This window comes from Streptomyces alboniger (assembly GCF_008704395.1).
Lineage (GTDB): Bacteria > Actinomycetota > Actinomycetes > Streptomycetales > Streptomycetaceae > Streptomyces > Streptomyces alboniger.
This window is the reverse complement of the sequence record NZ_CP023695.1, coordinates 1,933,980-1,952,572: the sequence shown is the minus strand read 5'-3', so window position 1 is coordinate 1,952,572 and position 18,593 is coordinate 1,933,980. Positions and strand designations below refer to the sequence as shown.

Below are 18,593 nucleotides of genomic sequence, written 5' to 3'. Positions count from 1 at the left end.
GCACGTACGTGAGCTACGTCTCCGATCCTCCCACGCACCGGTGACAATGCCGGGCTCCGGGGCGGGACGGGGCGGGACTGTCAGTGGGGCGTGGCAGGATCGGGGACGTGGCAGAAACAGCATCGAAGAAGAAGTCCGAGACCGCGGCGACGAAGGCCGGCGGGGCGGGTGGCGAGCGGCGCCCGCGCCTGCTCCTCATGGACGGGCACTCCCTGGCCTACCGGGCGTTCTTCGCGCTGCCCGCGGAGAATTTCACGACCGCCACGGGCCAGCCGACGAACGCGATCTACGGCTTCGCGTCGATGCTGGCGAACACGCTGCGCGACGAGGCGCCCACGCACTTCGCGGTGGCGTTCGACGTGTCGCGCAAGACATGGCGCTCGCAGGAGTTCCCCGACTACAAGGCGAATCGCTCCAAGACCCCGGACGAGTTCAAGGGCCAGGTCGAGCTGATCGGCGAGATGCTCGACGCGATGCACGCGGTGCGCTTCGCGGTCGACGGCTTCGAGGCGGACGACGTCATCGCGACGCTCGCCACGCAGGCGGAGGCGGCCGGCTTCGAAGTCCTGATCGTCACGGGCGACCGCGACTCCTTCCAGCTGATCAGCGACCACGTCACCGTGCTCTACCCGACGAAGGGCGTCTCGGAGCTGACGCGCTTCACCCCGGAGAAGGTCTTCGAGAAGTACGGCCTCACGCCCGCCCAGTACCCCGACTTCGCGGCGCTGCGCGGCGACCCGTCGGACAACCTCCCCGGCATCCCCGGTGTGGGTGAGAAGACGGCCGCGAAGTGGATCAACCAGTTCGGTTCGTTCGCCGACCTCGTCGAGCGTGCCGAGGAGGTCAAGGGCAAGGCCGGGCAGAACTTCCGGGACCACCTGGAGTCGGTGAAGCTCAACCGCCGCCTGACCGAGATGGTGCGCGACGTCGAGCTGCCCAGGACGGTCGCCGACCTGGAGCGCGCTCCGTACGACCGCACGGCGCTCGCCATGGTCCTGGACACGCTGGAGATCCGTAACCCCTCGCTGCGCGAGCGCCTGCTGGCCGTCGACCCGGGTGCCGAGGAGGCCGAGCAGGCCCCGGCGGAGCCCGGTGTCGAGCTGGACGGAGTGGTGCTGGGCGCGGGCGAGCTGGCGCCGTGGCTGGCCGAGCACGGCAAGGCGGTCCTCGGCGTCGCCACGGTCGACACCTGGCAGCTCGGTTCGGGCACGGTCACCGAGGTCGCGCTCGCCGCGGCCGGGGGAGCGGCCGCCTGGTTCGACCCGGCGAGCGTGGACGAGGCCGATGAGAACGCGTTCGCGGCCTGGATCGCCGACCCGACGAAGCCGAAGGTCCTGCACAACGCCAAGGCGGTGATGCGGGTCTTCCCCGAGCACGGCTGGGCCGTGGACGGCGTCACCATGGACACCGCCCTCGCCGCCTACCTGGTCAAGCCGGGCCGCCGCTCCTTCGCCCTGGACGCCCTGTCCCTCGAATACCTGGGCCGTGAGCTGGCGCCCGCCTCCGCCGCGGACGGACAGCTCGCCTTCGGTACGGAGGAGGACGACCGGGCCGAGGCCGACCACCTGATGTCGCAGGCCCGCACCATCCTCGACCTGGGCACGGCCTTCGGGGAGAAGCTGCGGGAGGTCGGCGCGAGCGACCTGCTGAAGGACGTGGAGCTGCCGACGTCGACACTCCTCGCCAGCCTGGAGCGACACGGCATCGCGGCGGACCGCGCCCATCTGGAGGCGATGGAGCAGCAGTTCGCGGGCGCCGTCCAGCAGGCCGTGAAGGAGGCGCACGCCGCGGCGGGGCACGAGTTCAACCTCGGCTCGCCCAAGCAGCTCCAGGAAGTCCTCTTCGGTGAGCTGAACCTCCCCAAGACGAAGAAGACCAAGACCGGCTACACCACGGACGCCGACGCGCTGGCCTGGCTCGCGGCCCAGACGGAGAACGAACTGCCGGTCATCATGCTCCGCCACCGCGAGCAGGCGAAGCTGCGCGTGACCGTCGAGGGCCTGATCAAGTCGATCGCCGTGGACGGCCGCATCCACACGACGTTCAACCAGACGGTGGCCGCCACGGGCCGCCTCTCCTCGACGGAGCCCAACCTCCAGAACATCCCGGTCCGCACGGACGAGGGCAGGGCGATCCGCCGCGGTTTCGTGGTCGGCGAGGGCTTCGAGTCGCTGATGACCGCGGACTACAGCCAGATCGAGCTGCGCGTGATGGCGCACCTCTCCGAGGACGAGGGCCTGCTTGAGGCGTTCACCTCCGGCGAGGACCTGCACACCACGGTCGCCTCGCAGGTGTTCTCCGTGGACCGCTCGAAGGTCGACGCCGAGATGCGGCGCAAGATCAAGGCCATGTCGTACGGCTTGGCGTACGGCCTGTCGGCGTTCGGCCTCTCCCAGCAGCTGAACATCGACGCGGGCGAGGCGCGTTCACTGATGGACACGTACTTCGAGCGGTTCGGCGGGGTGCGCGACTACCTGCGCCGCGCGGTCGACGAGGCACGCGCGACGGGCTACACGGAGACGATGCTCGGCCGCCGCCGCTACCTCCCCGACCTCAACAGCGACAACCGCCAGCGGCGCGAGATGGCCGAGCGGATGGCGCTGAACGCGCCGATCCAGGGCACGGCCGCGGACATCGTCAAGATCGCGATGCTGAATGTGCACCGCGCCCTGACCGAGGCGAAGCTCGACTCCCGCATGCTGCTCCAGGTCCATGACGAAATCGTGCTGGAGATCGCGCCGGGGGAGCGGGCGAAGGTGGAGGAGCTGGTCCGCCGGGAGATGGCGGGAGCGGTGGCCCTGCGGGCGCCGCTGGACGTGTCGGTGGGGGTGGGCGCGGACTGGGAGTCCGCAGCGCACTAGCCCTCCCGGGCCGGGGAGCGGTGGGGGGTGTTCGGTTCGGGGTTCTGGGTTCGCTGCGGGTCGCGCTGTGGCTGGTCGCGCCGTTCCCCGCGCCCCTTACGGGGCTTCAGTGCCGTGCCCCGAAGGGGCGCGGGGAACGGCGCGCTCGGCCACGACGCGACCCGCAGGGACAGGCACGACCCACCCGCAGGGACATGGGGTGAAGCCCGCACCGCGTAACAGCCCTGTCGCGGTATCGGTCAACTGGTAAAAACCGGGCACGAACAGGTGCCCGGGCGCTGCAAGTTGTCGTAGTGTCGCCAGAGCCGCCCTACTAGGGGAGCACGCGCCTACGCGGGCAAGCGTGTACGGAGGTGGGGTCGGCGCACACGGGTAGTCAAAGGGGAGGGTGGCTCGGTCATGGCGCCGGTATTCGGCAGGCGGCTGCGCAGGGGAGCGGTGACCAGCGCGGTGGCGGCGGCGGCGGTGGCGGCGCTCGCAGCGTCGCAGGCCCCGGGCGTGACGGACGTTCCGCGCGGCGAGCGCACGGCGGGGGCGGCGGACACCCCGCCCGCGGGTGATTCCGCGACCGGCGACTCGCCCTACTACACCGACCTGCCGCGGCTGCACAGCCCTGTCCCGCTCGCGCCGAACGGCGAGCCCGAGGCGGGCATCCCGGCCACCGTCCTGGACGCGTACAAGAAGGCCGAGTCCGCGCTCGCCGAAGCCAAGCCCGGCTGCAACGTTCCCTGGCAGCTGCTCGCCGCCATCGGCAAGGTCGAGTCGGGCCACGCCCGCGGTGGCCGCGTCGACGCCGACGGCGCGACGCTCGGGCCGATCCTCGGCCCGGTGCTGAACGGCAACGGCTTCGCGAAGATCACCGACACGGACAAGGGCGCGTTCGACAGCGACGCGACGCACGACCGCGCGGTCGGCCCCATGCAGTTCATCCCGTCGACGTGGGCCACCTCGGGCCGGGACGGCAACGGCGACGGCGAGAAGGACCCCAACAACATCTACGACGCGGCGCTCGCCGCGGGCCACTACCTGTGCGCGAACGACCGCGATCTGGCCGTCGAGGCCGATCTGCACAAGGCGGTCCTGAGCTACAACCACTCGACGGAGTACCTGAACACGGTCCTGACGTGGCTGGAGTACTACCGCAAGGGCACCCACGAGGTCCCCGACGGCAAGGGCGTCCTGCCGGGCGACCGCAGCGACGAGCACACCCCCGCGGTGGGCCCGACACCCGGCGGCAACGGCCCGTCCTCGGACAAGCCCGGCACCCGGGACAGGACAGGCACCTACGAGCCCGGCAACGGCGGCGGCGGCAAGCCCAAGCCGCCGGGCGACGGCGGCGACAAGACGCCCGAGACCCCCACGCCCGCCGAGCGGGTCGCGCGCCTCAAGGACGCCGGCACCGGCAAGCTCGCCGCGGTGGCGGGCGATGCCTTCGCCGGGCGCGTCCAGGTGCGTACGGAGTCCACCTCGGGCTCGGCCGTCGCCAAGGTCAAGGTGAAGTTCCGGGTCGTCGGTGACACGGACGCCCGCTTCGACGGCGGCGCGCGGAGCGCCATCGTCACCACGAACGCCACGGGCAAGGCCACCGCGCCCGTGCTCAAGGCGGGCGAGAAGACAGGCCGGTTCACCGTGCGGGCCACGGTCGTGGGCCGCACGCTGACGGGCCTGGACTACACGGCGAACGTCACCGAGCGACAGGCCGACGCCCTGGCCAGGACCAGCGACAAGCCGCTGACCTGCGAGGCGGGCAAGGAGTTCGCCGACCGGGTCGAGGTCAGGGCGACGTACAAGGGCGAGGCGGCCGACGGCGTCACAGCCACCGCCACCCTGGTCAAGTCCGCGACGGACGCCACACCCAACGACAAGGGCCCCTACTTCAAGGACGCGAGCGGCAACCCCGTCCGCGCGCTGAAGGGCCTGAAGACCGACGCGAACGGCCTGTTGAAGCTGCCGAGGCTGTACGCGGACGACACGGCCGGCACGTACCTGCTGCGGGTCGTCACGGTCGGCGGCGCCACCCTCACCGTCGAGCTGAAGGTGACCGCCCCGGCCACCCCGGAGGCACCCAACACCCCGGAGGCACCCGCCACCCCGACCGCGCCGGCCACCCCGACGACCCCGGCGGCCGACTAACGAGACCCGGCAACGCCCCCGCAGGCACCGACAGGACCGCCCCTTCGCCACCCACGGCGCGGGGGCGGTCCTGTGGTGTGCGACGTGTTCTCATCTCGCCCCCGCGTTGCTACGGTGCCCGCCCTGATGACCTGTCAGCTGTGGCCGCAAGCCGACCCGGGAGGCCCCGCATGCGCGCCCTCATCGCCGCCGCCACCGGCCTCGCCGCCGCGATCGCCCTGGTCCTCACGATCACCGCGATCGGCGCCCCGGCCGGCGAGACATCGCCCGAACCGCTGCTCACCACCGTCCCCGAGCACCCGTAGCCGCACGGTCCTCAAGCACCCACAGACGTAGGGAGGGTCGCCGCGATGCGCCGCAAGGCCAGCCTCGTCCTGCTCGCCTTCGCCGTGTTCTTCACGGCCATGTCCCCGCTCATGCGCTGGTACGCCTTCCCGCGCCTCGCGAAGATCCCGCCGAGCCAGTACCAGGAGGCGGTCCTGGAGGCAAAGAACCCCACGCTCATCGACTACGGCACCATGAAGGCCGAGAAGGTCGGCAAAGTCACCATCGTGCAGACCCTCAAGGGCAACGTCGAGGCCTCGGAGAAGATCGAGAAGAACGACGGGGACTCCTCCCGCGACGTCGTCGTCTGGGACGCGCTCTCCTACGTCCAGGACTCCGAGGGCAAGATGGTCTCCAGGATCCCCGAGCGCTACATCTTCGACGCGCACACCCAGGAGCCGGTGCACGCCCCAGGGGAGTCGGTCGACGGTGACCCCGTCAAACGCCAGGGCATCGAGTTCAAGTGGCCCTTCCTGACGGAGAAGCGGGACTACGAGTACTTCGACGCGCAGGCCCGCGTCACCAAACCCATCCACTACAAGGGCGAACAGACGTTCCGAGGCGTGAAGGTCTACTACTTCGAGCAGACCATCCCCTGGACCAAGGTGCCCTTCCCCAGGACGATGCCGGTCAAGGGCATCACCCCGAAGTCCCTCGCCAAGACCGGCACCACCCGCTGGTACACCACGGTCCGCAAGTTCTGGGTCGAGCCGACCACCGGGGCGCCCGTCTACGGCGAGGAGATCCAGAAGAACGAACTGCGCGGCGGCACCCTCCTCGGCGGACGCGACAAGGTGACGGTCTTCGCCGGGCACGTGAAGATGCGCGAGGACTACATCGAGAGCACGGTCGACCTGGTCACGTCCCAGCGCGTCCTGGTGCTCCTGCTGACCTCCTACCTTCCCTGGGGCTTCCTCGCCCTCGGCCTGCTCCTGCTCGCGCTCTCCCTCTGGCTGGAGGCCCGCGGACGCAGGCCGAACGGCCCCGGGCGGACCGCTTCGAGCGACGACCCCGACCCCGACCCCGATCCGGAGCCGGGTCCGGACCCGGACCCGGACCCGGTCAAGGCCTAGGAGCCGTCACGCCGCCGCGCCTGGCGGGCCTTGGTGTACCGGGTCGGCTCGGCCGTGGCCGGATCCTCCGGCCACGGGTGCTTCGGGTAGCGGCCGCGCAGTTCCGACCGCACCGCGCGGTAGCCCTCGCGCCAGAAGGACGCCAGGTCGGCGGTGACGGCGGCGGGACGGCCCGCAGGGGACAGCAGATGGACGAGGACGGGTACGCCGCCGTCCGCGATCCGCGGGGTCTCGGCGAGGCCGAACATCTCCTGCACCTTCACCGCGAGCACGGGCTGTTCGGGGTCGGCGTAGTCGATCCGGATCCTGGACCCGCTCGGTACCTCCAGCCGCTCCGGGGCGAGCGCGTCGAGACGCGCGGCCTCGCCGGTCGCCCACGGCAGGAGCCGCGCGAGTGCCTGTCCGGCGTCGATGCGGGCCAGGTCGGCGCGGCGCCGTGCCTTGGACAGCTCGGGCTCCAGCCATTCGTCCACGCGCGCGTAGAGGGCGTCCTCAGACACGTCGGGCCAGGGCGCGCCCAGCTGCCGGTGCAGGAAAGCGAGCCGCTCCCGCAGCTCCTGAGCGCCCCGGGACCACTTCAGCAGCGCCGTCCCTTCCTCGCGCAGCCCAGTGAGCAGACCTTCTCGTACGAGCGTGAGGTCGACGTCCTTCAAGGGGCGTGCCGCCAACTCGATCGCCCCGAGTCGTTCGACGTTCCTCGCCGTGAGATCGCCGCCGGACCAGGTCACCTCGTCCCGCCGCGTGTGCAGCGGCGCGGCGGCGTTTCGGGCGATGTCCTCGTCGATCTGGGCGCCCAGCAGTACGCGCGCGTGCCCGGAGCCGACGGGGCGGTCCGCCACGGCCACGGCGATCCACTCGGCTCCCGTCAGCGAGGACCCCGCCCGCAGCTCGGCGCGCGTCCCGTTGGCCATCAGGTACGTCCCCCCGCCGACTCCGCGAGCCACACGCTCGGGAAACGCCAGCGCGGCGACGACCCCGCACACCTCGCCCCCGTCGCCTCCGCGTGACCCGCCCGCCCGGCCCGCGGTGGATTCCGCCGCCGAGGCCAGGCGCCGCGTCTCCGTGCGCCAGCGCGCCGCGTAACCGTCCCCGCCCCGCAGCGCCGCGCGCCACGCCGCCGCGAGGTCGTCGCCATACTCCCGAGGCGGCTCCTCGCTCAGGAGGGCGACCACCTCCGCCGCCCGTCGCGCGCCCACGCGGGGCCCCGCGTCCAGCAGGGCACGTGCCAGGCGGGGGTGCAGGCCCACCCGCGCCATCCGCGTGCCCCGCTCCGTCACCCGTCCGGTCGCCCCGTCCACCGCCCCGACCGCCGCCAGGACCTCCCGCGCCGCGGCCATCGCGCCGCCCGGCGGCGGATCGAGGAGGGCGAGCCCGGAGGCGTCCGGATCGCCCCAGCACGCCGCTTGCAGGGCGAACGCCGCGAGGTCCGCCACCTTGATCTCCGGAGCGGGAAAGCGCGGCAGCCGCCCGTCCTCCGCCTCCGCCCAGCACCGGTACACGGCGCCCGGCGCCTCACGCCCGGCCCGCCCCGCGCGCTGCCGCCCCGCCGCCTGCGAGGCGCGGACGGTGGCCAGCGCGCTCAGCCCCCGCGCATGGTCGACCCGCGGCTCGCGCGCGAGGCCCGAGTCCACGACCACCCGCACCCCGGGCACCGTCAGCGACGACTCCGCCACCGACGTGGCCAGCACGACCCGCCGCCCCGGCGACCCCGCGAGGACCGCGTCCTGCACGGCGGCCGGCGCCCGCCCGTGCACCTGGAGCACCTCGATGTCCTCGCGGCCCCCGAGCCCGCCCAGCTGCCCGGCCACCCGCGCGATCTCGCCGACCCCGGGCAGGAAGCACAGGACATCGCCGTCCCGCTCGGCCAGCGCCCGCCGCACCACCGACGCCACGTGGGTGAGCAGCGCGGGATCGACGCGCATGCCGTGCGGCGGCCGCACCTCGCGCGCGGGCGGGGCCCACACCACCTCCACGGGGTGCGCGGTCCCGCGCGCCTCCACCACGGGCGCGCCCCCGAGGACCCGCGCCCACCCCTGCGCGTCGGTCGTCGCGGACGCGGCCACCAGCCGCAGCTCGGGCCGCAGCGCCGCCCGCACGTCCACCAGGAAGGCCGCCACGGTGTCCGCGTCCAGATGCCGCTCATGGCACTCGTCGATGACGACGACGTCCACGCCGGTCAGCTCCTGGTCCCGTTGCAGCCGCTGGAGCAGGACGCCCGTCGTGACGACCTCCACGCGCGCGTGGGGGCCCACCACCCGCTCCCCGCGCACGGTGTAGCCGACGCTCTCGCCCACCTGCTCGCCGAGCAGCCACGCCATCCGCCGGGCGGCGGCCCGGGCGGCGATGCGCCTCGGCTCGGCGACGAGGACGCGACGTACGCCCTCGAAGGCGCCCGGCGCCTCGATCAGGCCCGCGAGCGCCAGCGGCACCAGCGTCGTCTTGCCCGTGCCGGGCGGGGCACACAGCACCGCGCTGCCCGGCCCCTCCAGAGCGGCACGGAGGGCGGGCAGCGCGTCACGTACGGGCAGTTCGAGAGCGGCGGGGAGCGCGGGGTTACGGATCACATGCTCAGTCTCGTACGCATACGTAGATGGCCGTCCCCGGGATCAGGTTTCCGCGCAGCGGCGACCAGCCGCCCCACTCCTGGGTGTTCCAGGCGGGCCACTCCGGCTCCACGATGTCGACGAGGCGGAAACCCCCCGCCACGATGTCCCGCACCCGGTCGCCGATCGTCCTGTGGTGCTCCACGTAGACGGCGTCGCCTTCCTCGTCCTGCTCCACATAAGGAGTGCGGTCGAAGTAGGAGGCCGCCACGGAGAGCCCCTCCGGTCCTGGCTCGTCCGGGAAGGCCCAGCGGATCGGATGCGTCGCGGAGAAGACGAAGCGGCCGCCGGGCCGCAGCACGCGGTGCACCTCCTTGAGGACCAGCACCGGGTCGGCGACGAAGGGCATCGCCCCGTAGGCGGAGCAGACCAGGTCGAAGGCGCCGTCCTTGAAGGGCAGCACTCCCGCGTCGGCCTGCACGAGAGGCACCGAGCCGCCGATCCGCAGCGCGTGCTGGAGCTGGCGGTGCGAGAGGTCGAGGGCCACGGGCCGAGCGCCCTGGGAGACCAGCCAGCGCGAGCACTGTGCGGCGCCGGCGCCGATCTCCAGGACGTCCTTGCCCTTGAGGTCCTCGGGCGGGCCGAGCAGCTCCGCCTCCACCTCGTCGAGCCCCTCGGGTCCCCATACGAAGCGGTCGTCCCCGAGGAACGTGCCGTGCTCGATCTGGTACTCGTCGGCGTTCCGGTCCCACCAGCCGCGGTTCGCGCGACTGCTCTCCGTGACGTTCGCGTCACGGCGGGTGGCCTCGGGCTCGGGCAGCTCGGACTCTTGGATGATCGGCTCCATCGTCGTAATCTTCCGTATCCCTCGTCGAATCTCGTCGCGAAGGGGGCGCCGTACGGCGCGTGTGGCCTCAGGCGACAGGTTTTGTGCCGGGTATGCGGCGTTCCGCCCCGGGTGTACGCCTTCGCGCATTGACCCTGTCCGGCCGCCCCCGTATGCTACAAGTTGCGCTGCGAGCCTGCGCTCCTCAGACATAGCAGGCTGCGCTCGCGTCTGTTGTATGTCCCCTCGGTTGTCGAGGCGCCTTCCCTTGCCGGAAGTCGCGCTTCCTTGGCTGTCCGGCTTCTGCAGAGCGAAATCGGCTCCCGGCGTTGCAGTACCTACGACTTCAATGTCCGTACCGGAGCCCTAACCCACATGACGAGCAGCACCGAGACCACCGCCACCACCCCGCAGGTAGCGGTCAACGACATCGGTAACGAGGAAGCCTTCCTCGCCGCGATCGACGAGACGATCAAGTACTTCAACGACGGCGACATCGTCGACGGCGTCATCGTGAAGGTCGACCGGGACGAGGTCCTGCTCGACATCGGTTACAAGACCGAAGGCGTTATCCCGAGCCGCGAGCTCTCGATCAAGCACGACGTCGACCCGAACGAGGTCGTCAAGGTCGGCGACGAGATCGAGGCCCTGGTTCTCCAGAAGGAGGACAAGGAAGGCCGTCTCATCCTGTCCAAGAAGCGCGCTCAGTACGAGCGTGCCTGGGGCACGATCGAGAAGATCAAGGAAGAGGACGGGATCGTCACCGGTACCGTCATCGAGGTCGTCAAGGGTGGTCTCATCCTCGACATCGGCCTCCGTGGCTTCCTGCCGGCCTCCCTCGTCGAGATGCGCCGCGTCCGCGACCTCCAGCCCTACGTGGGCAAGGAGCTCGAAGCCAAGATCATCGAGCTGGACAAGAACCGCAACAACGTGGTCCTGTCCCGCCGTGCCTGGCTCGAGCAGACCCAGAGCGAGGTCCGCCAGACCTTCCTCACGACCCTGCAGAAGGGCCAGGTCCGCTCCGGCGTCGTTTCCTCGATCGTCAACTTCGGTGCGTTCGTGGACCTCGGCGGCGTCGACGGTCTCGTCCACGTCTCCGAGCTCTCCTGGAAGCACATCGACCACCCCTCCGAGGTTGTCGAGGTCGGCCAGGAAGTCACCGTCGAGGTTCTCGACGTGGACATGGACCGCGAGCGTGTCTCCCTGTCGCTCAAGGCGACGCAGGAAGACCCGTGGCAGCAGTTCGCCCGCACGCACCAGATCGGGCAGGTCGTTCCCGGTAAGGTCACCAAGCTCGTTCCGTTCGGTGCGTTCGTGCGCGTCGACGAGGGCATCGAGGGCTTGGTCCACATCTCCGAGCTGGCCGAGCGCCACGTGGAGATCCCGGAGCAGGTCGTCCAGGTCAACGACGAGATCTTCGTCAAGGTCATCGACATCGACCTCGAGCGTCGCCGGATCTCGCTGTCGCTGAAGCAGGCCAACGAGTCCTTCGGCGCCGACCCGTCGGTCGTCGAGTTCGACCCGACCCTGTACGGCATGGCCGCGTCCTACGACGACCAGGGCAACTACATCTACCCCGAGGGCTTCGACCCCGAGACCAACGACTGGCTCGAGGGCTACGAGACCCAGCGCGAGGCCTGGGAGACCCAGTACGCCGAGGCGCAGACGCGCTTCGAGCAGCACCAGGCTCAGGTCATCAAGTCGCGCGAGGCCGACGCCCAGGCCGAGGCCGAGGGTGCGGCGGCTCCGGCCGGCGCCGCTCCGGCCGCGTCCAGCGGTGGCGGCGGCGGTTCGTACTCCTCGGAGTCGGACGACAACTCCGGCGCCCTGGCTTCGGACGAGGCGCTCGCCGCGCTTCGCGAGAAGCTGGCCGGTGGCCAGAGCTGACGCTCGCCTCTAGGCGGTTGTAGCTGAACTACGCTGCGGGCCCGCATCCCTTCGGGGGTGCGGGCCCGCAGTGTTGTGCGCGCGGCTGCCGGTAGCGCCCCTTTGGGGCGCTATCTGAACGCGGGAATGCCCGTGGCCCTGCGTGCGTTCTCCGTTACGAACACGAGGAGGAGCGGTCACAGTGCTTGATCCGCAGGGTTTGTACGCATGGGAGCCGAAGGGCCTCGCCGTCGTAGACATGGCGCTCGCCCAGGAGTCGGCCGGACTGGTCATGCTCTACCACTTCGACGGATACATCGACGCGGGCGAGACCGGCGACCAGATCGTCGAGCGGCTCACCGACAGCCTTCCCGGGCAGGTGGTGGCGAGGTTCGACCACGACCGGCTCGTCGACTACCGCGCGCGCCGCCCGCTGCTCACCTTCCGGCGCGACCGCTGGAGCGACTACGAGGTCCCGACGCTCGACGTCCGCCTCGTCCAGGACGCCACGGGCGCGCCCTTCCTGCTGCTCTCCGGGCCGGAGCCGGACATCGAGTGGGAGCGCTTCGCGGGCGCCGTCCAGCAGATCGTGGAACGGCTCGGCGTGCGCCTCTCGGTGAACTTCCACGGCATCCCCATGGGCGTGCCGCACACCCGACCCGTCGGCCTCACTCCGCACGGCAACCGCACCGACCTGGTGCCGGGGCACCGCAGCCCCTTCGACGAGGCGCAGGTGCCGGGCAGCGCGGCCTCCCTCGTCGAGTACCGCCTCCTGGAGGCCGGTCACGACGTGCTGGGCGTCGCCGCGCACGTCCCGCACTACATCGCGCGCTCGGCGTACCCCGACGCGGCCCTCACGGTCCTTGAGGCGATCACCGCCGCCACGGGGCTCGTACTCCCCGGCGTCGCGCACGGACTGCGCACGGAGGCGCACCGCACCCAGACCGAGATCGACCGGCAGATCCAGGAGGGCGACGAGGAACTCGTCGCGCTGGTCCAGGGACTTGAGCACCAGTACGACGCGGCCGCGGGCGCGCAGGAGCGGGGCAACATGCTCGCCGAGCCGGCCGACATCCCGTCCGCCGACGAGATCGGCCGCGAATTCGAACGCTTCCTCGCCGAGCGGGAGGGCGACGCGTAACCGCAGGCCCTAAGCTGCCGGTCATGCTGAAGGTAGGTCTGACCGGCGGAATCGGCGCCGGCAAGAGTGAAGTCTCGCGGCTCCTTGTCGCGTCCGGTGCCGTCCTGATCGACGCCGACAAGATCGCGCGCGAGGTCGTGGAGCCCGGAACTCCCGGACTGGCGGCCGTCGTCGAGGCCTTCGGGCCGGAAGTCCTGGCGCCGGACGGCTCCCTGGACAGGCCGCGGCTCGGCGCGATCGTCTTCGCCGACGCCGGGAAGCTGGCCGCCCTCAACTCGATCGTGCACCCACTGGTCGGCGCCCGCTCCGCCGAACTCGAACAGTCCGCGTCCGGCGACGCGGTGGTCGTCCACGACGTGCCGCTGCTCGCCGAGAACGGCCTCGCCCCGCTGTACGACGTCGTGGTCGTCGTCGACGCGAGCCCCGAGACCCAGCTGGAGCGTCTGGTGCGGCTGCGCGGCATGAGTGAGGAGGACGCCCGCGCGCGGATGGCCGCGCAGGCCACCCGAGAGAAGCGCCTGGAGATCGCGGACATCGTGATCGACAACGACGGCCCCCTCGACGGCCTGCGGGAGCGGGTCGCCGAGGTCTGGGCGGAGCTTGCGCGCAGGGCTGCTCGTCCGTAGGCCACCGGCCTCCGGCGGCTGCTGTCCGCGTGGAATAGGGACGGCCGCGACGGGCGTTGACCCAGGGGAGCGAGGGAAGGAGTCCAGCGTGCCCGAAATAACCCCGGAGACCCATGTCATCGACTTCCGTGCGGCGGAGCAGCTCCTTGCCGCGCGGGATCCCCGCGGCGCGGTGAAGCTCCTCGACACGGTCATCGCCGCCCACCCCGAGAACACCGCGGCCCGGCTGCTGCGGGCGCGCGCCTTCTTCGCCGCCGCGCAACTGCGCGCCGCCGAGCTGGAGTTCAGCATCGTCCTGGAGCGCGAGCCGGACAACGCGTTCGCGCACTTCGCCCTCGCCCGTACCTACGAGCGCGGCGCGCGGCCCGAGCAGGCACGGCGCCACTTCCGCCTCGCGGCGGCCCTCGACCCACAGCCCGAGTACGTGGCGGCGGCCCGCTTCGACAAGGACGACTGACCCCTCCCGGGGCCGGGGCCGGCTGCCCGTGGGGTCAGGGGGCGTCCGGCGGATCGTACGGCGGGATGTCCCGGCCCGGCTGGTAGTGCGGGCCCTGCCGCATGCGGTGCACCACCCACGCCAGGTCGGCCGCGACCACCACCAGCAGCACCCCGCACGCCACCGACCAGCCCGTCCGCCCGGTGAGCGCGAACGCGGCCGTGCCGAGGGCGGCCCAGGCGAGGCCCCACACGCTGAACCAGAAGCGCATCCGCAGAGGACTGCGCGCGGTCAGTGGTTCACTGCCTGTACGCATCATCATCGGAAGTCATCTCCTCTTCTCACGATAGAAGATGTCGGGTCCGGCGCGATGAATTTCCTGGCGTGCACCTGTCTATATCGGTGACAGCACAGCAGCACAGCAGCACAGCAGCGCGGCAAGCCGAAGCCCCCCGAGGCGGCGGCCCCGCCCGACCGCTCACCGAGGAGAAACCGTGACCGCCCCCGCTGCCACCATCGCCGCAGCCACCACCACCGCCCGCACCGCCCCCCGTGGCCGCGGCGCCCGCATCGCGCTGCGCACCGTGCAGGTGCTGCTCGCCGTGTTCTTCGGTGTCGCGAGCGGTGTGCCGAAGCTGATCGCGCACCCCACCGCCGTCGAGTCCTTCGACAAGCTCGGCTGGGGCGCGCCCGGCATGTACACCATCGGCGCGCTGGAACTGCTCGGCGGTATCGCGCTGTTGATCCCGCTGCTGTCCTCGGTCGCCGCGACGGCGTTCATCGGCCTGATGATCGGCGCGTTCATCGTGACGCTCACGTCGTTCGGCGGGGAGAACGCGGCGACGCCGCTGGTCGTGATCCTGCCGCTGGCGTGGATCGCGTGGGCGCGGCGCGACGAGACGACGAAGCTGATCGCCCGCCTCCGGGGGTAGGCCCCAAGGCTCCGGCAGGGAACCAAGGCCCCGGCATGGTCGGTCCCAAGGCCCCGGCAACACGCCGTATCCCACGGTGTGTTGCCGGGGCCTCGCCGCGGTCCCGGCCCACCTGGCTCCCCGCGGGACCAGGCGCCCTAGGGCGTGTCCGTAAAGTTCCGTCGTTCGCCCGCAGGGCGGGCGTCGCGGCGTCCGGTGCGTGCTCTCGGCGTGGCGGCCGGATGCCCTCGTACTGGGTGTACTTGGGCTTTCGGCCGATGCGGCGAGAGTGCGTGCCGGGCGTCGCGGCGCAGGCGGGACTTTGCGGACACGCCCTAGCCCTCCACGCCCCGCAGGCGTTCCATCTCGCGGCGGTCCCTCTTCGTGGGGCGGCCCGTGCCGCGGTCGCGGATGCCCGCCGGGGCCACGGCCTCGCGCGGTGGGGGCGGCGGGCTGTTGTCGACGTACGCCTCGGCGGCGACCGGCGCGCCCACACGCTTGCGGATGACGCGTTTGACGATCACGATCCGCTCCCGGCCGCCCGGCTGCCGCAGGCGCACCTCGTCGCCCACGCGCACGCCGTACGCGGGTTTGACGCGCTCGCCGTTGACCCGCACATGTCCGCCCTTGCAGGCCGCGGCGCCCGTCGAGCGGGTCTTGACGAGGCGGACCGACCAGATCCAGCTGTCGACACGCACCGAGCCCCCGCCCGCGGCGGCGCCGCCCCCCGCGCTGCCCGGCGAGCTGTCCGCCGCGCTGTCCGGCGTGCGGCCCGTGCCGCCTCCTGAAGTCTCCGAAGCCATGCCCCGACCATAGTCCGGCCCCGGCGCGGCATGCCCGGCCCCCGGCGAGCCGTCCGGAAACCGCTGACCCCGGCCGTCGATAATCCGGACCTATCGCAACAAACCGGTTCACTCGTGTCGTACGACTCCCAGGGGTGCTGCCCATGACGTCTTTCGAAACCACCGTCGACGGCCTGATGGACGGGTTGCGGGCCGACCTCGAACGGCTCGCCGCGATCCCCTCGATCGCCTTCCCCGGCTTCCCGGCCGAGCCGGTCGAACAGGCCCACGACCTGGTGGCCAAACTGCTGCGCGACGCCGGGGTCCCGCGCGTCGAGCGACTCGACCTGCCGGACACCGCCCCCGTGGTCTACGGCGAGATCCCGGCCCCGGTGACCGGCGCGCCGACCGTCCTGCTCTACGGCCACTACGACGTGCAGCCGCCGGGCGACGAGTCGCTGTGGAGGTCGCCGCCCTTCGAGCCGACCCCCGTCGACGGCGGCCTGCGCGCCCGGGGCATCGCGGACGACAAGAGCAACGTCATCGCGCACCTCGGGATGGTGCGGGCCTTCGGGGGACGCCCACCGGTCGGCGTCAAGATCGTCGTCGAGGGGCAGGAGGAGTACGGCAGCGCCTTCGACGGCTACCCGCCCACCGACCCGGAGCGGTTCGCCTGCGATGCCATGGTCATCGCCGACCTCGGCAACCTCCGCCCCGGGACCCCCCACCCTCACCACCGGACTGCGCGGCGCCTGCGAGGTGGTGGTCGAGGTCCGCACCCTCGACGAGCCGCGCCACAGCGGCGCGTTCGGCGGCGCCGCGCCCGACGCGCTGCTCGTGCTGCTCAAGGCGCTGGGCACCCTCCACGACGTGCACGGGGACGTCGCGGTCGAGGGGCTGCGACGCGAGGGCTGGAGCGGAACGACGTACACGGAGGAGGAGTTCCGTTCGCTGGCGGGTGTGTGCGAGGGCGTGCCGCTGATCGGCAGCGGCAGTCTCGGCGAGCGGCTGTGGAGCGGGCCCGCGATCACCGTGATCGGCCTGGACGCGCCGAGCGTCGAGCACGCCGCGTCCGCCGTCGTGCCGTACGCCCGCGCCAAGCTGAACCTGCGGTTCCATCCCCGGCAGGATCCGAAGGAGGCGCAGGCCAGGCTGGTTGAGCACCTGCGCTCGCTCAAGCCCTTCGGTGTCCCGCTCACCGTCACGCCGGGCGACACCGGGCCCGGTTACGAGGCCGCCACCGGCGGGCCCGCCTACCGCGCCGCGCTCACCGCGCTCAAGGAGGCCTGGGGGACGGACGCCTCGTACGTCGCGACCGGCGGCTCGATCCCGCTCGTCAACGGCCTCGCCGAGGCGGTGCCCGAAGCGGAGGTGCTGCTCTTCGGCGCCCAGGACGGCATGTGCAATCTGCACGCTCCGAACGAGCGGGTCCTCCTCTCCGAACTGCGCAACACGGTCGTGGCCCTGTGCGCCTTCGTACGGGAGTACGCGGCCGGCTTCCAGATCGAAGGCGGTGCGGCGTGAGTGCCACCGGAACATCGGTCGGCGGGGACCCGGCCGAAGGCCCCTCCGGGGACCGGGGGAAGCGGAAGTTCACCTTTCCCAGTGCGCTGACGGTCCTCGCCGTCGTCACCGTCGCCGTCTGGCTGCTCGCCTTCCTCATCCCCTCCGGACAGTACGACCGGAGCGACTCCGGTGCCCCCGTCGAGGGCACCTACCACCGCGTCGACTCCGGACAGTCCTTCGTCGACCGCCTCAACGACCTGTTCCTGGCGCCCGTCAACGGCCTCTACGGCATCCAGGACGAGAAGACCTCGTTCGTCGCGCCCGACAACGTGGGCTCGCTGTACGGCAGCGCGGGCGTCTTCCTGTTCGTGCTCGCCATCGGCGCCTTCATCACCGTGGTCTTCGCGACCGGGGCGCTGGACCGGGGCATCGGGCGGCTCGCGCACCGGCTGCGGGAGCGCGGCGCGCTGCTCATCGCCGGGATCATGGTCGTCTTCTCCGTCCTCGGCACCGTCGAGGGCTTCGCCGAGGAGACGCTCGGCTTCTACGGGCTGATCGTGCCGCTGATGCTCGCCCTCGGCTACGACCGCATGACCGCCGTCGGCGCCATCATCCTCGGCGCGGGCGTCGGCGTGCTGTGCTCGACCGTGAACCCCTTCGCGACGGGCGTGGCCTCCTCCGCCGCCGACATCTCCCTCGGTGACGGCATCGTGCTGCGCTTCGCCATGTGGATCGTCCTGACCGCGGTCACGGTGGCGTACGTCATCCGCTACGCCAGGCGGGTCCAGCGCGACCCCGAGCGCTCCCTGTCGGGGTTCCTGCCGGGCGACCGGGACCGCGAGCGGGCCGCGGCCGCCGCGAGCGAGGTGCCGGAGCTGACCCGGCTGCACAAGACCGTGCTCGTCGCGACGGCGCTCGTCTTCGCCTTCATGATCTTCTCGGTGGTGCCCTGGTCGAGCGCGCTCACCGGCGACGCCGACGCCACCCCGTACGGCTTCGAACTCGGCTGGTCGTTCCCGCAGTTGGCGGCCCTGTTCCTCTGCGCGGCCGTCCTCATCGGGCTCGTCGCGCGGATGGGGGAGCAGCGGCTCAGCTCGACGATCATCCAGGGCGCGGCCGACTTCGTCTCGCCCGCGCTGGTCATCCTGCTGGCCCGCGGCGTCACGACGATCATGAACAACTCGAAGATCACCGACACGGTGCTCCACTCCATCGAGGGCGTGGTCAAGGGCACGTCCTCGGGGCTGTTCGCGGTCATCGTCTTCGTCGTGAACCTCCCACTCGCCTTCCTGATCCCCTCCACCTCCGGCCACGCCACGCTCGCCATGCCGATCCTCGCCCCGCTCGCCGACTTCGCCGGCGTCCCGCGCGCGGTCGTCGTGACGGCCTGGCAGGCGGCCAGCGGCTGGATGAACCTGTGGGTGCCGACCACCGCGGTCACCATCGGCGGCGTGGCGCTGGCGAAGGTCGGCTACGACAGGTACCTGCGGTTCGTGTGGCCGCTGCTCGCCGTGCTGTTCCTGCTGATCTGCGGGTTCGTGGCGCTGGGGGCGCTGCTGACCTGA

General features: G+C 71.8%; 15 protein-coding genes and 1 pseudogene. 12 read left to right on the top strand and 4 right to left on the bottom strand.

What is annotated here, in order from left to right; genetic code table 11:
* Positions 1 to 107: 107 nt before the first annotated feature.
* The 4 genes from polA to pgfA all read left to right on the top strand — a co-directional run bounded on the left by polA (position 108) and on the right by pgfA (position 6,391).
* Entirely contained in the window at positions 108 to 2,861 is a 2,754-nt protein-coding gene (gene polA / locus CP975_RS08590) for a DNA polymerase I (RefSeq protein ID WP_055531726.1), read from the top strand.
* Positions 2,862 to 3,260: 399 nt separating this feature from the next.
* On the top strand, positions 3,261 to 4,994 hold the full coding sequence (locus CP975_RS08585) for a lytic transglycosylase domain-containing protein (RefSeq protein ID WP_055531724.1): 1,734 nt from the start codon (positions 3,261 to 3,263) through the stop codon (positions 4,992 to 4,994).
* A 170-nt stretch (positions 4,995 to 5,164) separates the two neighbouring features.
* Positions 5,165 to 5,299 carry an SPW_0924 family protein gene (locus CP975_RS08580; RefSeq protein ID WP_150476723.1) on the top strand — a complete coding sequence of 45 codons (135 nt, stop codon included), beginning with the start codon at positions 5,165 to 5,167 and terminating at the stop codon, positions 5,297 to 5,299.
* A gap of 45 nt (positions 5,300 to 5,344) precedes the next feature.
* Positions 5,345 to 6,391 carry a cell envelope lipid trafficking protein PgfA gene (gene pgfA, locus CP975_RS08575; RefSeq protein WP_055531722.1) on the top strand — a complete coding sequence of 349 codons (1,047 nt, stop codon included), beginning with the start codon at positions 5,345 to 5,347 and terminating at the stop codon, positions 6,389 to 6,391.
* On the opposite strand, the gene hrpB is transcribed toward pgfA, so the two are convergent.
* Both hrpB and CP975_RS08565 read right to left on the bottom strand, forming a co-directional pair.
* Positions 6,388 to 8,955, bottom strand: coding sequence for an ATP-dependent helicase HrpB (hrpB, locus tag CP975_RS08570; RefSeq protein ID WP_150476722.1), 2,568 nt, complete (start codon positions 8,953 to 8,955; stop codon positions 6,388 to 6,390). The two genes, pgfA and hrpB, sit on opposite strands and share 4 nt — an antisense overlap.
* A gap of 4 nt (positions 8,956 to 8,959) precedes the next feature.
* Positions 8,960 to 9,781 carry a class I SAM-dependent methyltransferase gene (locus CP975_RS08565; protein ID WP_055533237.1) on the bottom strand — a complete coding sequence of 274 codons (822 nt, stop codon included), beginning with the start codon at positions 9,779 to 9,781 and terminating at the stop codon, positions 8,960 to 8,962.
* Positions 9,782 to 10,135: 354 nt separating this feature from the next.
* Between CP975_RS08565 and rpsA the strand changes: the two genes are divergently transcribed.
* The 4 genes from rpsA (at position 10,136) to CP975_RS08545 (ending at position 13,850) form a co-directional block, all read left to right on the top strand.
* Positions 10,136 to 11,647: a 30S ribosomal protein S1 gene (gene rpsA, locus CP975_RS08560; RefSeq protein ID WP_055533235.1), complete on the top strand. Its 1,512-nt coding sequence runs from the start codon at positions 10,136 to 10,138 to the stop codon at positions 11,645 to 11,647.
* Between the two features lie 181 nt (positions 11,648 to 11,828).
* Positions 11,829 to 12,767, top strand: a complete 939-nt coding sequence (locus CP975_RS08555; protein ID WP_030793405.1) for a PAC2 family protein — start codon at positions 11,829 to 11,831, stop codon at positions 12,765 to 12,767.
* Between the two features lie 23 nt (positions 12,768 to 12,790).
* Positions 12,791 to 13,393 carry a dephospho-CoA kinase gene (coaE, locus tag CP975_RS08550; RefSeq protein ID WP_055533233.1) on the top strand — a complete coding sequence of 201 codons (603 nt, stop codon included), beginning with the start codon at positions 12,791 to 12,793 and terminating at the stop codon, positions 13,391 to 13,393.
* 88 nt (positions 13,394 to 13,481) lie between these two features.
* On the top strand, positions 13,482 to 13,850 hold the full coding sequence (locus CP975_RS08545; protein ID WP_030793401.1) for a tetratricopeptide repeat protein: 369 nt from the start codon (positions 13,482 to 13,484) through the stop codon (positions 13,848 to 13,850).
* A gap of 34 nt (positions 13,851 to 13,884) precedes the next feature.
* Here CP975_RS08545 and CP975_RS08540 read toward each other — a convergent pair whose 3' ends face one another.
* Positions 13,885 to 14,145: a DUF6343 family protein gene (locus tag CP975_RS08540; protein ID WP_055533238.1), complete on the bottom strand. Its 261-nt coding sequence runs from the start codon at positions 14,143 to 14,145 to the stop codon at positions 13,885 to 13,887.
* A gap of 178 nt (positions 14,146 to 14,323) precedes the next feature.
* Between CP975_RS08540 and CP975_RS08535 the strand changes: the two genes are divergently transcribed.
* On the top strand, positions 14,324 to 14,761 hold the full coding sequence (locus CP975_RS08535; RefSeq protein ID WP_055533231.1) for a DoxX family protein: 438 nt from the start codon (positions 14,324 to 14,326) through the stop codon (positions 14,759 to 14,761).
* A gap of 314 nt (positions 14,762 to 15,075) precedes the next feature.
* Here the strand turns inward: CP975_RS08535 and CP975_RS08525 are convergent, their stop codons facing one another.
* Positions 15,076 to 15,543, bottom strand: a complete 468-nt coding sequence (locus CP975_RS08525) for an RNA-binding S4 domain-containing protein (protein ID WP_055533228.1) — start codon at positions 15,541 to 15,543, stop codon at positions 15,076 to 15,078.
* Positions 15,544 to 15,686: 143 nt separating this feature from the next.
* Between CP975_RS08525 and CP975_RS36375 the strand changes: the two are divergent.
* From CP975_RS36375 to CP975_RS08515, 3 genes and pseudogenes are all read left to right on the top strand, one after another.
* A pseudogene (locus tag CP975_RS36375) lies at positions 15,687 to 16,181 on the top strand (M20/M25/M40 family metallo-hydrolase); the annotation flags it as partial.
* Between the two features lie 19 nt (positions 16,182 to 16,200).
* Positions 16,201 to 17,046 (top strand): peptidase dimerization domain-containing protein, encoded by an 846-nt coding sequence (locus CP975_RS36370; RefSeq protein WP_342787929.1) that lies wholly within the window; start codon positions 16,201 to 16,203, stop codon positions 17,044 to 17,046.
* Positions 17,047 to 17,132: 86 nt separating this feature from the next.
* Positions 17,133 to 18,593 (top strand): YfcC family protein, encoded by a 1,461-nt coding sequence (locus tag CP975_RS08515; protein ID WP_246201753.1) that lies wholly within the window; start codon positions 17,133 to 17,135, stop codon positions 18,591 to 18,593.

Bases quoted from the DNA above. Each gene is read 5' to 3' on its own strand.
- CP975_RS08585 (WP_055531724.1), top strand. From the start codon at position 3,261: ATGGCGCCGGTATTCGGCAGGCGGCTGCGCAGGGGAGCGGTGACCAGC.
- CP975_RS08580 (WP_150476723.1), top strand. From the start codon at position 5,165: ATGCGCGCCCTCATCGCCGCCGCCACCGGCCTCGCCGCCGCGATCGCC.
- pgfA (WP_055531722.1), top strand. From the start codon at position 5,345: ATGCGCCGCAAGGCCAGCCTCGTCCTGCTCGCCTTCGCCGTGTTCTTC.
- CP975_RS08565 (WP_055533237.1), bottom strand. From the start codon at position 9,781: ATGGAGCCGATCATCCAAGAGTCCGAGCTGCCCGAGCCCGAGGCCACC.
- rpsA (WP_055533235.1), top strand. From the start codon at position 10,136: ATGACGAGCAGCACCGAGACCACCGCCACCACCCCGCAGGTAGCGGTC.
- coaE (WP_055533233.1), top strand. From the start codon at position 12,791: ATGCTGAAGGTAGGTCTGACCGGCGGAATCGGCGCCGGCAAGAGTGAA.
- CP975_RS08540 (WP_055533238.1), bottom strand. From the start codon at position 14,145: ATGCGTACAGGCAGTGAACCACTGACCGCGCGCAGTCCTCTGCGGATG.
- CP975_RS08525 (WP_055533228.1), bottom strand. From the start codon at position 15,543: ATGGCTTCGGAGACTTCAGGAGGCGGCACGGGCCGCACGCCGGACAGC.
- CP975_RS36370 (WP_342787929.1), top strand. From the start codon at position 16,201: ATGCCATGGTCATCGCCGACCTCGGCAACCTCCGCCCCGGGACCCCCC.